This is a genomic window from Pseudomonas sp. LBUM1640 (assembly GCF_059716225.1).
Genome location: NZ_CP166816.1, coordinates 3,375,557 through 3,390,770, shown reverse-complemented (window position 1 = coordinate 3,390,770; position 15,214 = coordinate 3,375,557). Strand labels below are relative to the sequence as shown.

Genomic DNA, 15,214 nt, shown 5'->3' with positions numbered 1-15,214 from the left:
CGTGGGAATGCATACCGTGACGCTGCGCGTCACCATTGCACAGGATTTCAGCGTTGCGTCGATAGCAGGACGCGGAGCGTCCAGGGCGGCATTCCCACGCAGAGCGTGGGAACGATCATCAAAGCAGTTCTTAGGCGGGTTTGCTGTAGCGGCGAATCCGGATATCCGCCTGCTCCTTGTGCCCCGCAAACCCTTCCATGCCGCAAAGCCGCGAGCAGTACTCGCCCACCAGGACCGACGCCTCATCCGTCAGCACCCGCTGATAGGTGCAGGTCTTGATGAACTTGCCGACCCACAGCCCGCCGGTGTACCGCGCGGTCCCGGTGGTAGGCAATGTATGGTTGGTGCCAATCACCTTGTCGCCATAGGAAACGTTAGTCCGCTCGCCGAGGAACAACGCGCCGTAATTGGTCATGTGCTCCAGGAAATACAAAGGGTCGCGAGTCATCACCTGCACGTGCTCGGAGGCGACGCGGTCGGCTTCCTGCACCAGTTCGTCGACGGTGTCGCACAGAATAATCTCGCCATAATCCCGCCAGGCGATGGAAGCCACCGGCGCAGTGGACAAGATCGCCAGCTGACGCTCAATCTCCGCCGGCAGCGTTTCCGCCAACTCAGCACTGTTGGTCAAGAACACCGCAGGCGAATTAACCCCGTGCTCCGCCTGCCCCAACAAATCGGCAGCAATAATCTCCACATCGCTGCTGTCATCAGCAATCACCAACGTTTCAGTAGGCCCGGCAATCAAGTCGATACCAATCTTGCCGAATAACTGACGCTTGGCCTCAGCCACATACGCATTACCCGGCCCGACGATCATATCCACCGGCTTGAACGTATCGGTCCCTAACGCAAACGCGGCAATCGCCTGCACCCCGCCCACGCAATAGATCTCATCGGCACCGGCCAAATACATCGCCGTCACAATGGCCGGATGCGGCTTGCCATCAAACGGCGGCGCGGCGGCCACAACGCGCTTCACCCCCGCTACCTTGGCCGTCAGTACGCTCATATGCGCCGACGCCAGCAACGGATACTTGCCGCCCGGTATGTAGCAGGCCACCGAGTTCACCGGAATATTGCGGTGCCCCAGGATCACCCCCGGCAACGTCTCGACTTCCACATCGTGCATCGAGGCTTTTTGTACCTCGGCAAACCGCCGAACCTGCGCCTGGGCAAAGGTGATATCGCCAATTTCCTGCTCGGAAAGGCTCGCCACGCACGCCGCAACTTCTTCGTCGGTCAGCCGGAAAGACACGGGCGACCACTGATCAAACTGCTTCGAATATTCACGCACGGCCGCGTCGCCATTGCGGGCGACGTTGGCGATGATTTGCTCAACGGTATCGCGGACTTGGGCAGCAATCTCGGCTTGGGCTTCGACCGGTTTAGGTGTTTTCAGGTAACGAATCATCAGTGGCTCCAGGTGGTTCTTGAGGGCACGCGACATGCCCCCCGGCATTGGCAACCATCTTTTCCTACCCCCCTGCCCCCGGCAATTTCGCAGCCACCCTATAGATGACGCAACCTGACGCAACGCAGACGCAGTGTTGAAGCACTCCCGAGGTCGCTAACGTTATTCGTATAACCGCTCACGAAAAATAGGCGAGCCCCATTGACTTAGTGTTTCGTAGTGATAGGTTAAATAAGCGGTTATACGTATAACCTAATAATCACACCCAACGTAAAGAGGTGATCAACCGTGAGTCGAGTCTTGTATCTATTCGGTGGCTGGCCCGGCCATTTCCCCTACGAAATTGCGGCATGGGCGCGCACCGTTTTCCAGGAGCTGGATTTCGAGGTCGAAGAGTCCACCGACATCTTCACACTGGACAGGGACTTGACCGGTTATGACCTGATCGTGATCGGCTGGAACAACGCGGTCACCACCGAGACGCTCACCGCCTCCCAGGAAAACCACCTGCTGCAAGCGATCGAAAGCGGCACCGGCCTGGTGGGTTGGCACGGCGCAGGCGCGGCGTTTCGCGCCAGCCTCAAATATCACTGGGTGCTCGGCGGCTCATTCCTCGAACACCCGATGGGCGAAGGCTTTCCCCACCCGTATCAGGTCAACGTCATCGACCACAGCCACGAGGTGACCCAAGGCGTCGAGGATTTCGAGGTACGGTCCGAGCAGTACTACATGCAGGTCGACCCGAACATTCACGTTCTGGCCGAAACCACCTTCGACGGCAACCCCTTCCCCTGGCTCAACGGCCATCGCAGCCCAGTGGCCTGGGTGCGCCAGTGGGGCCAGGGCCGGGTGTTCTATCACTCCATCGGGCACGACACCAGCAACCTCGCCGACCCGAATATCCGCCGCCTGACCAAGCAAGGCCTGAACTGGGCAACACGCGCACGTGCAACCAGTACCGGACCCACCGACGCAAACACCCCCGTTTCATCAACCCAAGGAGTCCTGTCATGACTAAATTGACCGGTAGCCAGATCGTGGCTCAAACCCTGAAAAATTATGGCGTCGAATACGTCGCCGGTATCCCTGGCCACGGTATCTGGACCCTGACGGACGCCTTCCTCGAGGAAGACTCCAAGCTCAAGTTCATCCAGGTGTTCCATGAGCAGAGCGCGGTTCACCTCGCCGACGGTTACTACCGGGTGAGCGGCAAGCCGATGGCGGCGGTGACCTCCATCGGTGCCGGCGCCACCAACACCGTGATCGGCATGGCCACCGCGTTTACCGACTCCACCAGCCTGATGCTGATCACCGGCGGGCCACCCACTCACATGCGTGGCCACGGTTTGTTGCAGGAGCTGGAACGCTACACCGACAACGACTTCCCGAAAATTGCCGAAGCCGTGACCAAGCGTCATTGGGTGGCGACCCGCGTTGAAGAGCTGCCATTCATGATGCACCGCGCCTGGAGCGCGATGGTCACCGGGCGCCCAGGCCCTGTGCACCTGGAAATCCCGATGGACGTGCAGGCCGAGGCCGCTGAAGTGACCCTGCATGCCCTCGAAGAACGTACTCCGATCGGTAAATGCTTCCCGGATCCGGCAGCCACCGCCCGCGCGGTGCAAGAGCTTAAACTGAGCAAGCGCCCGGTGCTGGTGATCGGCGGCGGCGTGATTACCGGCGAAGCCAGTGCGGAACTGTTCGCCCTGGCCGAAGCCTGGAAGATCCCGGTGGTGACCACCTGGAACGGCAAAAGCGGCTTCCCGGAAGATCACCCGTTGTTCGCCGGCAGCGTCGGCCAGACCGGTACCCTGTGCGGCAATAAAGTCGCATCCACCGCCGATGTGATCATCGCCGTGGGCTGCCGTTTCACTGACTGGTCGTCGTCCAGCTATGCCAAGGGCGTGACCTTTGCGATCCCGCCGTCGAAGCTGATCCACATCGACATCGACCCGCACGAGATCGGCAAGAATTACCCGGTGACCGTGGGGATTTGTGCCGACGCCAAATACGCGCTCGCCGCCATCGTTGAAAGCCTGAAAGGCGAGACGGTCGAGCGCGAAGAGTACCTGAACGACCTGCGCGGTTATCAGGAAGAATGGGAAACCAAGCTGGCGGGCCGTCGTGACTCCGATCGCTTCCCGTTCACCTCACAACGCCCCCTCGGCGCGCTGCGCAAAGTGTTCCCGCGCAACACCATCGTGGTGGTCGGCTCGGGCAACACCCAGGGCGCGGTCAAGCAGACCTTCCCGGTCTATACGCCACGTACGCACCTGACCTCCGGCGGCTTCTCGTCCATGGGCTGGGCCGTGCCTGCCGCTATCGGCGCCAAGCTGGCTGCGCCTGACCAGCCGGTGGTGTGCATTCTCGGGGATGGCGATTTCCTGATGACCTCCCAGGAAATTGCGATCTGCGTGACCAACAATATCCCTGTGGTGTTCCTGATCCAGAACAACGCCGGCTACATGTCGATTCGCGGTGGCCAACGCAAGCAGACCAGCCGCCATATCGGCACCGAGTTCAACCACCCGGACGGCACGCCCTACAGCCCGGATTTCAAGGCAGTGGGCGAAGCCTTCGGCCTCAAGTCCTACCGTGTGGAGCGCCCGGAAGACCTCGAGCCGATCCTGCAGGAAGCGCTGGATTTGAACGTGCCGGTGCTGATCGAAGTACCGACCGACCGCGACGCAGCCGGCCCTTGGGTGCCGGGCTGGTGGGACTTCCCGATTCCGGAATACATCACCGACGAACGCCAGGATGAGTACTGGCAGATCCGTAATTCCGAACAACACCTGTAAACGCTGGAGCGGCTCACATGAGTGATGCATTGATTTCGCATCATGCAGAGCTGAACCCACAATCGGGGGCGTCGCGCGAACCGCGCGCCCTCGGCGTGGTGACGCCTGATGCAGATGGCACGATCAACTGTGATGTGGTGATTATCGGCTCGGGCATGGGCGGTTCGACCTTCGCCCATGCCTTGCGTGACAGCGGGCTGGATATCGTGATCGTCGAACGGGGTGATTTCCTGCCGCGTGAGATCCAGAACTGGAGCGCTGAAGCGGTGTTCAGCCAAGGGCGCTATCGTAATGCCGAACCGTGGCTGGACCAGGCCAACCAAGCGTTTTCGCCGGGAGTGTTTTATTACGTCGGCGGCAACACCAAGTTCTACGGCGCCATGCTGCCACGGTTTCGCGAGGCGGATTTCGGCGAGATCCAGCATGCCGAGGGCGTGTCTCCTGCGTGGCCCGTCAGCTATGCCGAATTTGAGCCGTGGTACGCCGAAGCGGAAAAACTCTACCGCGTGCATGGCCAGGCCGGCATCGACCCCAGCGAACCCTGGCGTTCAGGGCCCTTTCCGCAACCGGCACTGAAGCATGACCCGGCCCTGGTTGCGCTGGAGCAAAGCATGCAGCGCGCCGGGCTCAAGCCGTTCGTGATGCCGGCGGCGGTGGACTATGGCGATGGCGGCAATTGCGTGTTGTGTTCAAGCTGCGATGGCTATCCGTGCCTGATGGATGCCAAGGCCGACGCCGAAGTTTCTGCGCTTAGGCCCGCCCTGCGCAATGGCAGCGTTCGGCTGATGACTCGCACCACGATCAAGCAGCTGAACACCGGTAGCGATGGCAAAACCGTGACTCAAGCGCGGGGTCTGTTCGATGGGCGCGAGGTGACACTGCGTGCTAAACGCTTCGTGCTGGCGTGCGGCGCAGTCAACAGCGCGGCGTTGTTGTTCAAGTCTGCGAACGCTCAACATCCTCACGGCCTGGGCAACAGCTCCGGGCAGTTGGGGCGTAACTACATGGTGCACAACAGTACCTTCATGCTGGCGGTGGACCCGCGACGCAAGAACAACGTGACCTTCCAGAAAACCCTGGCCATCAACGACTGGTACAGCGCCAGCCCGCACAACGCATTCCCCTTGGGTAACGTGCAGATGCTGGGAAAAATCCGCGAGCCGATGATCAGTGCCATGCGGCCCTGGCTGCCGAAATTTGCTTCTCGCTATATCACTGACCACAGCGTCGACCTTTACCTGACCTCGGAAGATCTGCCGACCCAGGACAACCGCGTCACCTACGACGTGCAGCGCGAGGCGATCAAGGTTCACTGGACGCCGAACAACCTCAAGGCCCATGAAGGCCTGGTGAGCAAGGCCACCCAGACCATGCGTGACGCGGGGTATCCGCTGATCCTCAAGGCGCGCATGGGCATCGCGACGAACTCCCACCAGTGCGGCACTGCCGTGATGGGCAAGGACCCGGCCACCAGCGTGCTGGACCTGAACTGCAAGCTGCATGACCTGGAGAACGTGTGGGTGGTGGACAGCTCGTTCTTCCCGTCGTCGGCGGCGGTCAATCCGGCACTGACCATCGCGGCGAATGCCCTCAGGGTAGCGGCACACTTCAAGGGACAGCCCGGGTAAAGGTGGGAGCCGGCCGGCCTGCGATGCAGTCGACTCGGTCTGTCAGTGGTATTGAGTCGATGCCATCGCAGGCAAAACAGGATCAGGCGTCTGCCGGCTGGATACTGCGAGTCGAGGTGCGCACCACCAGCTTGGTGGCGAAGATCTTCTGCTCGGGCGCAAGCGGCGCATCGGCGGGGGCATTCAGTTGCTCGGTCAGCAAGCGTGCGGCGTATACGCCCTTCTCCACCATAGGCTGGGCAATGGTGGTCAAACCGAGCTGCACCGCCTCGGGGATATCATCAAAACCAATCACCGAAAGCGTCTCCGGGACCTGGCGATTGAGGGCGTGGGCGGTTTTCATGCAGGCAATCGCCATCACGTCCGAACACGCTACCACCGCCGTGACTTCGTTGGAGGTCAGCAACGTAAACGCCGCGGCCTGCCCCGACGTGGAGTCCAGCCCGCCGGCCTCGATCACGCTGAGGTCTGCGAACACCAGGCCGGCAGCAGTGGCCGCCTCCACGTAACCGGTAAGGCGCTCGCGAACAATTCGCTCGCTGGCGCTCTTGAAGCGTTGCAGGTCGATCGGGCCGCGATAACCGTCCGGGTTGAGGCGATCAATAATGACGCCGATCTTGCGGTGGCCCAGGTCCAGCAGGTGCTGCATCTGCGTGCGGGCGGCGCCGCGATCGTCGATGCCGACAAAAAACGAATTCTCCACCAGCGGCGAGTCGATCACCACGAACGGAATGCTGTGCTTGACCACCGCCAGCACCGCCGGGTGGTCATCGGGCAGGGTCGAGATAATCAGGCCATCCACCAGCCCGCGCAGGGCCAGGCTGCCGTGGTTGGCAGCTTGCCCCCGGCCCACCAGACGGTTGTTGTTGAGCGGGAACAGTGTCAACGCGACATTTTCCAACTCGCCCACCTCACTGATACCGCGCAGCATGGCAATGGTGCACGGATCGGCAAATGCCAGGGATAACTTGTCCATCATCATCAACCCGATCGCCCCGATCTTGCCCGAGCGCAGGCTGCGACCCAGCACATTGGGACCTGGGTAACCCAGCGAAGCAGCCACTTCGAGAATATGCTCGCGCTGGGCCGGGGACAGTTTTGAGGGTCGATTGTAGGCGTAAGACACCGCAGGCTGGGACACCCCTGCCGCCAGTGCTACGTCTTTCATTGAAACGGCCATCGCTTGCTTCCCAATCCTTTTGAAACCTCATGCGAGGTCATGAAAAAACAGGCGCTCAGTGTACCCGTTGAGAGGAAACCTTCGGAACCAGTCGTGTGGCACTGAACATGATCGCGACCATCAGCGAGGCAACCGCCAGCAGCGCCCAGGATAAATTCGTCGCATGGGCGAACAAGCCGATCACCGCCGGGCCCATCAGGATACCCAGATAACCGAGGCTGGTGGCCGCGGCAATCGCCAACTCCCCCGGCATGGTCTTTTGTGCGCCCGCCAGGGACAGGTAGACCGGCGCGATGTTGGCCAAACCGATACCAATGACGGCAAAGCCCACCAGGTTCACCAGCCAGTTCGTTGCGAGCACCACCGTGAGGAACCCAAGGATAACAATCAAACCGCCGCCCACCAGCACCACGCGGGCACCGAGCTTGAGCAGAATCCGGTCGCCACTCAATCGCCCCAGCGCCATCATCACGGCGAAGCACGCGTAGCCCAGGCCCGCGATGGAAGGTTCAACATCACGCACCTGGGTCAGGAACACCGCACTCCAGTCGAGAATCGCGCCTTCCGCCAGAAAGGCGAACAGGCACAGCACCCCCAGCACCAGGACTTTGCGCGTGGGTCGCACAAAGATCGGGGCGCCTTCATCGCCGCTGCGTCCGAGCATTTGCCGCCCGTAGCTCAGGACAAACGCAGCCAGAGCCGCCATCACCGCACTGCTGGCCATCAGCGGCGTGGCGCCCAGCCAGAGCAGCGCGGTGATTCCCGCCGCACTGACGATCGTGCCCAGGCTGAAAAGGCCATGAAAGCCCGACATCAGCGACCGGCCTGTCGCGCGCTCAACCATCACGCCTTGCACGTTCATCGTCACATCCACCGCGCCGCACCCGGCACCGAACACGGTCAGGGCAAACATCAAGCCTATGAATGAATGGGTGGTCGCCAGCAGAGGCAGCGTCAGGAATACCAGGGTGATCCCGATGTGCATGGTAAAGCGGCAGCCTTTGCGGGCGTTCAGGATGCCCGCCAGCGGCATCATCACCAGCGAGCCCAGGCCCAGGCACAGCAGCAAAATGCCCAACGCACCATCATCGACCCCGGCCCGGCTGCGCGCATAGGGAACCAGCGGCGCCCAAGCGCCCATGCACAGGCCGGACAGCAGAAACGTCAAGCGATAGGCCGGCATATGCGGCGTGGAGCATGGCACCAACAACTCTTGAGACGACACGCAAACCCCGACACCCGGACAAGTAGAGTTATACGTATAACCTAAAATCAAGACGTCGGCCACTGCCTTGTTACTGTTACATATTATGGTCTACCGAAGCATTGACAGCCCACAGGGTGCAGGTTTTACTTCCGCAAGGTTATTCGTATAACCCCCCCCCCCAGTGCATAACCACCCCATAAAAACAACAGGGACCATGCAGCGTGATAAGCACTCTTGAGAAAACACCGATTCCCCCGCGTATTCGCAAGGCACGTATCGCCACCTTTCTCGGCTTCATGATGATCGGCGCCATGATGTACATCTGGTCCACCGGTGTGAGCGTGTTCAGGACGCAACTGGGTTTGACGGGTGAATCCGGGGATTCAAGCTTCGGCTTGATTGCCCTCGGGGTCGGCGTTGGTTCCGCAGCCGGCGCGTTGCTGGTCGGCCGGCTGCTGGACACCTTCGGCGCAAAGCCGGTGATTACCCTGGGCGCACTCGCCTATCCCCTGTCGATTATCCCGCTGGGCTTCGTCAATGGTTTCTGGTTTGCGCTGTGTTTCGGCTGCGTGTTGGGGCTGTTGCGCGGCGCCCTGGATACCGCCTTGAATGCCCATGGCGTGCAGGTGGAGCGGTTTTATCGACGCTCGATCATGTCCGGCTTCCATGCCTTCTATTCCCTGGGTGGTTTCCTGCTGGGCATGGTGTGCAGTTGGCTGACCCGGTTCTACACCGACAGCGTGCTGGTGCCCTACACCGTGCTGGGCCTCGCGATGTTCATCCTGGGCGGTGTATTCAGCCGATGGTTATTGGGCAAACACGACGTGCCAAACGCCCAGCTCGACGACTGGCAAGCCGGCAGCCAGTCCCGGGACGAAACCGGCAAGGGCCCCTCGACCAAGACGCTGCTGGTGATGATTGCCCTTGGCGCCCTGCTGCTGGGCAGCATGATGGGTGAGAACGCGATTGCCGACTGGGGCCAGGAATATATTCGCCGGGAGTTCGAAACCACCACCACGACCGCAGGCATGGCGGTCTCGCTGTTCGTCGGTGCGTCATTCGTGGGGCGGCTTTTTGGCGACCGCCTGGCGGCCGCGTTCGGTAATGCGCAGGTGGTGTTTGGATGCGGCACACTGTGCGTACTCGGCATGGTCGTCACAATTTTGGGCAGCACGGCCGTCACCGGCATTATCGGTTTCGCGATGTTTGGCCTAGGCCTTTCGTGCATCGCTCCGTTGATGATCTCCGCCGCCGGGCGCCGAGATCCGGCACATGCCGGGCGTAACATCGGGATTGTCAACTGCATCGGCTTTTCCGGGATGCTGGCGGGCCCTGCTGTGATCACGGTGATCGTCAGCAACTTCGGCCTGGGCAAGTTGATGTTTTTCCCACTGGTGATGCTCGCTTTAATGGCAATGCTCGGGCCACTGCTGATACGTGCGCCGAGACAAAGCGTTTGTGGAAAACCACTAATCGACGCATCACATAGCAGAGCGGGTGGTATTCGTGACCCGCTAGAATCGTTACCGCAGTAGCAGCAAACTTACCAGAATCAGGCATTTTGCATTTTGGATGATCAACGCAGAATCGGATGTTTGGGTTGAGATCAAACGGCCGCTTTTCTGCGGATTAAGTCAATGAACAGCCTCAATTCGCGACTAATATGATGCCCCTTGAGCAGCATTCCGAACGGTGCGAGTTGCACCTGCAATCCCCCAGGCGTAATAACCGCTGAGATGGACTCTCAGCGTCAGGCAAAGCCGTCGAATCGAATAGTCGCCCGCGCGCTGCTTGATAAAGGCGTACTTCAGCCGCACTCCTTGGCAAAGTACGCGGCGGCCTTTTTTAATCAGTGACGCGCTTGAGTTTCGCTCGCAGATGACCCAGTTCAGCTAGCAGATCGTCGTCCTACTGTCGTTCTTCTTAAGGTTTGCTGTAGCGCTTTATCCAGGCATAGAGGCCATGCGTCGACACGCCAAGACGCGCCGCCACATCAGCGACAGGCAGCTTCTTTTCGGTCACTTGATTGACCGCTTGGATTTTGAATTCTTCGGGATAACGCGGGTTGCTCATGGCACCTCCTGATTGGCCTCAGTTTAAGGCAAAGAGGTGTCTACGAAACCCGGGGCGATTCAACGGCACCCTCGAATCTATGCACTAGTACTAGCGATCAAATGCGGCTTGAAGTTCTGCATGACCGCTGACACCGCTCTGCAGCAAGAGCATGAGAAGCAGGCGCGCCTTTTGAGGGCTCAGATCGCCGGCCATCACTGCACCCGCTTCGTAGGTGGTCTTGCCGCCGCCAACGAAACCATAGACCGGCATTGTGCGGCCGTTGGGCACTCGGGTCGCAACCACCACCGGTACGTTCTTCGAAAGGGCGTACTTGACCGCCTCGAACATAGAGACGTTCATGTTGCCCATGCCAACAGCTTGCACCACGATGCCTTTGGCACCCTGGTCGACGGCGTAGCGCAGCAGCGATCCATCGGCCCCACCGAACATGGCTAGAATCTCTACGCGCGGCATCTCTGCGGTACCGATGTCGATATGCTGGCGGCGCAGCGGTGCGTTAGTGAAGACGACCTTGTCCTCCCAGACCTCGCCAAGAAAGCCGAAGTCACCAGACTTGAAGGTCTCGACATCTCCTGTGTGAGTCTTGGTGACGCTGCGCGCCGCATTGATCTGGTTGTTCATCGCCAACATTACGCCCTTGCCGCGGGCTTGCTCCGTGGTAGCAATGCGGATGGCATTGAGCAGGTTTCGCGGACCATCGAAATCGGGCGAGGATGCATTACGCTGCGCACCGATCAGGATTACCGGCTTGTCGGACTTGACGGTAAGGTCCAGCCAGTAAGCCGTTTCCTCCATCGTATCGGTGCCGTGCGCGATGACGACGCCGGCGACCTCGGGACGCGCGAGCGCATCATCAACGGCCTTAGTGAGACGTGTCCACCACTTCGCTTCGACATAGTTGGCCGACATGTTCGAGAAGTTGTTGACTTCGACGATCGCGTATTTGCCGGCATCCGGCACCGTCTGCATCAGGTCATCTCCCGAAATCGCGGGGACGACACCTTTGGTCAGCGGGTCGATCTTCATGGCTATCGTCCCGCCCGTGGCGATGAATTGCACCACAGGTTGTGCTTGGGCTGATGCATCCATCGCCGCGAGGCACATCGCCAAAGTCACAAGCGTTTTTCTCATTGTCCTCATGCATGAATAGTTGCGCCAGGTGGCAACCTGGGAGGTTTTATCGCCATATTGCGTAGCCGAAGCGCTCAGAACGGTTCCAATCGAAATTTCCATTCATCCATCCAAATTTTTTGTGGTGTTGGGATTGGGTTTCAAGCAGCAATGAGAATGTTGTTGCGACAGATCTTATGCACTGCTGGGACCAGCGTCTATCTCACACGAGAAAATCTGAACATTCAGAGGGGGTATGGATGAAGACAATTGAAAAGTTGTGACCGGGACGACACTCTCCATAGAGTCCCCTAGCAGAATGGGGAACCCAGAAAAGGATTGACCAGCGATAATCAACTCCTCAGCCGCCCACACAAGCTCTATCTACAGTTCTCTACGCTGATCAGAAATCCAACTCCTTTGTCTGCTTTGATAGAGAAGTCATCGACCATTTCTCGAGCAATGTCTACGAGCTTCTAAGGGTTTGTTTCTAAGAAGGTACATATCTAACGATTCACCAGTACCAGATGACTGGCCGTCTGGGCCCCTGATTCAGGCGAGGTTTATTCGCTCGACTGGGGGCAAGCTGCTGTGGGCTGGTGCAGCTGTCCAGCGAGCTTAAGGATCAGTCAGCGATAAACGCTTCGGCAGCGTTTCGATCAGAGCCTCTTCATCGAATGCCTCAACGTACTCACGCACGGCGCGGTTGCTTACCTCCCCAAAGAACCATCCAAGAGAGCGTTGATTGGCGCTCTAGCGTTCGGTTATTTACCGGTAACGATGCTCCTGTCATCCGCCGGGATCCGCAGAAATTGGATGAACGCGACACCCGACATCAAGGCCTTGATCGCGGCCAACCCCCTGACTCGACTGCCTATGCGTGCGGTCGACCCAATGCCACTCGCCGGGGTATTGGCCGGCGCGTGAGCGTGTCCTTCAAATAAGTTTATGGATCATCCAGCCGTGCATCGCATGCAGGGAAACTGCAGTTTCTCTGCGCCGTACAGGCTTACGAATGTCAGGTTAAAACTCACGGACTCCACCCTCAACCTCGTACGCGGTGATGCCGTGCTGCGCCTTTTCGATGATTCAAGACACTTAATGCTGTACGAAAACACAGTATTGGACATTCTGTCTTTTAAAAGATATTTTGTCACATCGCATTGAACACGCTACGGCCATGGCAAGGAAATGTTCAACGACATGAAGGTTTGCCAGGACCGGCAAATGCCTTTGGGTAATTGAATAAAAACAACACGGGGGCACCTTGACGTGCACCTACCTTTATGACTCCTGCCGCTTTCTAAGTGGAGTACGTCTCATGTCCGTAACCTTGAACACCCACATCGCAAAAAAACCGATGTATTACTCTCTCTCCTTCCAACTTGCTATTGGCCTGGTCCTTGGCGCAATCGTTGGAGCCCTTTGGCCATACTTTGGCGCACAGCTGAATCCGATAGCGGTCGCCTTTGTAAAACTCATCAAGATGGTCGCCGGCCTTATTGTATTTCTGACTATCGTCACCGGCTTTGCGCAGATGAAACGCGGGGCGGGCTTAGGACGCTTGGGCGCAGTGTCGCTGCTGTACTTTGAGATTGTCAGCATCTTCGCCCTTCTACTAGGACTGGTCCTGGCAAACGTATTTAAACCCGGCCTAGGGCTCTCGATTCCCGTTGACGGCGTCGCCAGCGTTGCAACAATCGCCGAAAGTGGTAAAGCGCTCTCGACCGTAGACTTCCTGCTCAATGTGATCCCGAAAACCGTATTTGACGCTCTGGCAGGCGGAGTGATGCTGCAGATTTTGCTTGTGTCACTGCTGTTCGGTTATGCGCTGTTCGCCCTGGGGGAGAAAGCAAAACCTTTAACCGACCTGCTGTCGCTGGCAACAGATGCGACGTTCAAGGTTGTAGACATCGTTATCAAACTTGCACCTATCGGTGTTTTTGGTGCCGCCGCCTTCACCTTGGGCAAGTTCGGTTTGTCGGCACTTTTGCCACTGGCCAAGCTTGTAGGCTTGGTTTATCTGGGCTGCCTGATCCTATTCCTCGTGGTTTTTAGCCTGGTCGCCTATTTGACCAAGTTCAGCTTGTGGTCGTTTTTGAAACACATCAAAGAAGAGATGATTATTGCGTTCACCACCACTTCGGCGGAAGCGGCGCTGCCCGGCCTGATGCGTAAACTGGAAACCGCAGGTTGCAGTAAAAGTGTGGTGGGTTTCGTGGTACCCACGGGCTACTCGTTCAATCTGGATGGATCGTCCATTTACATGACCCTGGCCGCACTTTTCATCGCCCAGGCCGCGGGTCTGGATCTAGGCTGGAGTGAGCAAATCGCTCTGTTGCTGGTGTTCCTCCTAACCTCCAAGGGCATTGCGTCGGTCACCGGAGGCGCATTCGTTACCCTGGCTGCCTCGCTGGCCATGTTTCCCGATATTCCTCTGGCAGGCGTTGCTCTAATTCTTGGTGTCGACCGCTTGATGGATGCGATGCGCACCTTGACCAACGTGGCCGGCAACGGAGTTGCAACTATGGCCATCTCCTACTGGCAGGGCCAACGCATCGATCCCAGATGAAACCATCGAAGCACTTGATACGCAGGACGCAATGAGTGTTCCTGAACTTGCACTGACCTGAGACAAAGACATGAAAGAAGCCTATTACATCGAACCATTGAGCGGCGCGCGTTTTGCCATCGATACACCTCGCTGGTGTTCAGACGAATTCGATCCGCTGCTAATCAATCGTCAGCCGGGTATCTCGCGCGATGAGATCGAAAAGTCGACACGTTCGTTGTGGCGCTACAGTGCGTCGCTACCGGTAGAAATCGCCTCGCCGATCTCGATGGGTGAAGGCTGCACTCCTCTCGTGCAGAAGACATGGGGTGACCACCGACCGTTCTTCAAGCTGGAGTGGTTCAACCCAACCAGCAGTTTCAAGGACCGCGGCACCACAGTAATGCTTTCTTACCTGCGGCAGTTGGGTGTCGATGCCGTGCTGGAAGACAGCTCGGGAAATGGCGGTGCCTCAGTAGCGGCTTATGGGGCTGCAGGTGGCATGCGCGTGAAGATACTTGCGCCATCTTCAACTTCAACCGCGAAGGTTGCCCAGATGTTGGCCTACGGCGCAGAAGTGCAACTGGTCGACGGGCCCCGCGAAGAGTCACAACATGAGGCGGTACGGCAGTCCAAGTCCATCTTCTACTCCAGCCACAACTGGCAGCCGTTTTTTCTGGAAGGTACCAAGTCGATCGCCTATGAACTGTGGGAAGACTTCAACTTCGATATACCGGACAACATCATCATTCCGGTAGGCGCTGGCAGTAACTTGATCGGCTGCGACTTGGGCTTCAAAGAGCTTTTGGCAGCAGGCCAGATCAAAAAGCTGCCCCGCCTCTTCTGCGCGCAACCGTTGAACTGCTCTCCGGTCGATGCCAGTTTCAAAGCTGGCGTCGACAGCCCTGTCGATAGAGCCGTTACGAAAACCATCGCCGAAGGTACGTCGATCAAAAATCCTCTGCGTCTGCGCCAGATGATCGCGGCAATCAGAGAGAGTGGCGGTCAAACCGTAGCCGTAACCGATGATCAGATTATCACTGCACTCAAACGCCTGGCATTGCAGGGATTGTTACCTGAGCCGACCTCCTGCTCCGCAGTCGCTGCGATGGACGTTCTGATTAATCAGGGAACAATCCGGGCCAATGAAAAAACGGTGGTTCTGATCACCGGCACTGGAGTGAAGACCGCACCCTTCATCGCTGAACTGTTCAGTGAGAGGGCGTAAAGGACCACTGCCGAACGTCGCC

General features: G+C 58.6%; 10 protein-coding genes and 2 pseudogenes. 6 read left to right on the top strand and 6 right to left on the bottom strand.

Features of this window, described 5'->3' with window-relative positions:
• Nucleotides 1–130 precede the first annotated feature (130 nt).
• A complete protein-coding gene (gene hisD, locus ACA065_RS15195; protein ID WP_497695353.1) occupies nucleotides 131–1,414 on the bottom strand; it encodes a histidinol dehydrogenase in 1,284 nt (427 codons plus the stop codon).
• A 288-nt stretch (nucleotides 1,415–1,702) separates the two neighbouring features.
• Between hisD and ACA065_RS15190 the strand changes: the two genes are divergently transcribed.
• The 3 genes from ACA065_RS15190 to ACA065_RS15180 are packed head-to-tail and all read left to right on the top strand — an operon-like array spanning nucleotide 1,703 to nucleotide 5,840.
• Nucleotides 1,703–2,428 carry a ThuA domain-containing protein gene (locus ACA065_RS15190; RefSeq protein WP_497695230.1) on the top strand — a complete coding sequence of 242 codons (726 nt, stop codon included), beginning with the start codon at nucleotides 1,703–1,705 and terminating at the stop codon, nucleotides 2,426–2,428.
• Nucleotides 2,425–4,212: a thiamine pyrophosphate-binding protein gene (locus ACA065_RS15185; RefSeq protein ID WP_497695229.1), complete on the top strand. Its 1,788-nt coding sequence runs from the start codon at nucleotides 2,425–2,427 to the stop codon at nucleotides 4,210–4,212. The genes ACA065_RS15190 and ACA065_RS15185 overlap by 4 nt, the downstream gene beginning before the upstream one ends.
• A 17-nt stretch (nucleotides 4,213–4,229) precedes the next feature.
• Nucleotides 4,230–5,840 carry an FAD-dependent oxidoreductase gene (locus ACA065_RS15180; protein WP_497695228.1) on the top strand — a complete coding sequence of 537 codons (1,611 nt, stop codon included), beginning with the start codon at nucleotides 4,230–4,232 and terminating at the stop codon, nucleotides 5,838–5,840.
• An 82-nt stretch (nucleotides 5,841–5,922) separates the two neighbouring features.
• Here the strand turns inward: ACA065_RS15180 and ACA065_RS15175 are convergent, their stop codons facing one another.
• Both ACA065_RS15175 and ACA065_RS15170 read right to left on the bottom strand, forming a co-directional pair.
• Nucleotides 5,923–7,020: a LacI family DNA-binding transcriptional regulator gene (locus tag ACA065_RS15175; protein ID WP_497695227.1), complete on the bottom strand. Its 1,098-nt coding sequence runs from the start codon at nucleotides 7,018–7,020 to the stop codon at nucleotides 5,923–5,925.
• A gap of 55 nt (nucleotides 7,021–7,075) precedes the next feature.
• Nucleotides 7,076–8,203, bottom strand: a complete 1,128-nt coding sequence (locus ACA065_RS15170; protein WP_497695352.1) for an MFS transporter — start codon at nucleotides 8,201–8,203, stop codon at nucleotides 7,076–7,078.
• Nucleotides 8,204–8,448: 245 nt separating this feature from the next.
• On the opposite strand from ACA065_RS15170, the gene ACA065_RS15165 reads away from it, so the two are divergent.
• Nucleotides 8,449–9,762 (top strand): MFS transporter, encoded by a 1,314-nt coding sequence (locus ACA065_RS15165; RefSeq protein ID WP_497695226.1) that lies wholly within the window; start codon nucleotides 8,449–8,451, stop codon nucleotides 9,760–9,762.
• Between the two features lie 71 nt (nucleotides 9,763–9,833).
• Here ACA065_RS15165 and ACA065_RS15160 read toward each other — a convergent pair.
• From ACA065_RS15160 to ACA065_RS15150, 3 genes and pseudogenes are all read right to left on the bottom strand, one after another.
• A pseudogene (locus ACA065_RS15160) lies at nucleotides 9,834–9,941 on the bottom strand (LysR family transcriptional regulator); the annotation flags it as partial.
• Between the two features lies 1 nt (nucleotide 9,942).
• Nucleotides 9,943–10,300, bottom strand: a pseudogene (locus ACA065_RS15155) (transposase); the annotation flags it as partial.
• A gap of 90 nt (nucleotides 10,301–10,390) precedes the next feature.
• Entirely contained in the window at nucleotides 10,391–11,536 is a 1,146-nt protein-coding gene (locus tag ACA065_RS15150; RefSeq protein WP_497695225.1) for an asparaginase, read from the bottom strand.
• Nucleotides 11,537–12,734: 1,198 nt separating this feature from the next.
• On the opposite strand from ACA065_RS15150, the gene ACA065_RS15145 reads away from it, so the two are divergent.
• Together ACA065_RS15145 and ACA065_RS15140 are read left to right on the top strand one after the other, a co-directional pair.
• Nucleotides 12,735–13,985 (top strand): cation:dicarboxylate symporter family transporter, encoded by a 1,251-nt coding sequence (locus ACA065_RS15145; protein ID WP_497695224.1) that lies wholly within the window; start codon nucleotides 12,735–12,737, stop codon nucleotides 13,983–13,985.
• Between the two features lie 70 nt (nucleotides 13,986–14,055).
• Nucleotides 14,056–15,192 carry a threonine synthase gene (locus ACA065_RS15140; RefSeq protein ID WP_497695223.1) on the top strand — a complete coding sequence of 379 codons (1,137 nt, stop codon included), beginning with the start codon at nucleotides 14,056–14,058 and terminating at the stop codon, nucleotides 15,190–15,192.
• The last annotated feature ends 22 nt before the right edge of the window (nucleotides 15,193–15,214 follow it).

Bases quoted from the DNA above. Each gene is read 5' to 3' on its own strand.
- hisD (WP_497695353.1), bottom strand. From the start codon at position 1,414: ATGATTCGTTACCTGAAAACACCTAAACCGGTCGAAGCCCAAGCCGAG.
- ACA065_RS15185 (WP_497695229.1), top strand. From the start codon at position 2,425: ATGACTAAATTGACCGGTAGCCAGATCGTGGCTCAAACCCTGAAAAAT.
- ACA065_RS15180 (WP_497695228.1), top strand. From the start codon at position 4,230: ATGAGTGATGCATTGATTTCGCATCATGCAGAGCTGAACCCACAATCG.
- ACA065_RS15175 (WP_497695227.1), bottom strand. From the start codon at position 7,020: ATGGCCGTTTCAATGAAAGACGTAGCACTGGCGGCAGGGGTGTCCCAG.
- ACA065_RS15170 (WP_497695352.1), bottom strand. From the start codon at position 8,203: ATGCCGGCCTATCGCTTGACGTTTCTGCTGTCCGGCCTGTGCATGGGC.
- ACA065_RS15150 (WP_497695225.1), bottom strand. From the start codon at position 11,536: ATGGAAATTTCGATTGGAACCGTTCTGAGCGCTTCGGCTACGCAATAT.
- ACA065_RS15145 (WP_497695224.1), top strand. From the start codon at position 12,735: ATGTCCGTAACCTTGAACACCCACATCGCAAAAAAACCGATGTATTAC.
- ACA065_RS15140 (WP_497695223.1), top strand. From the start codon at position 14,056: ATGAAAGAAGCCTATTACATCGAACCATTGAGCGGCGCGCGTTTTGCC.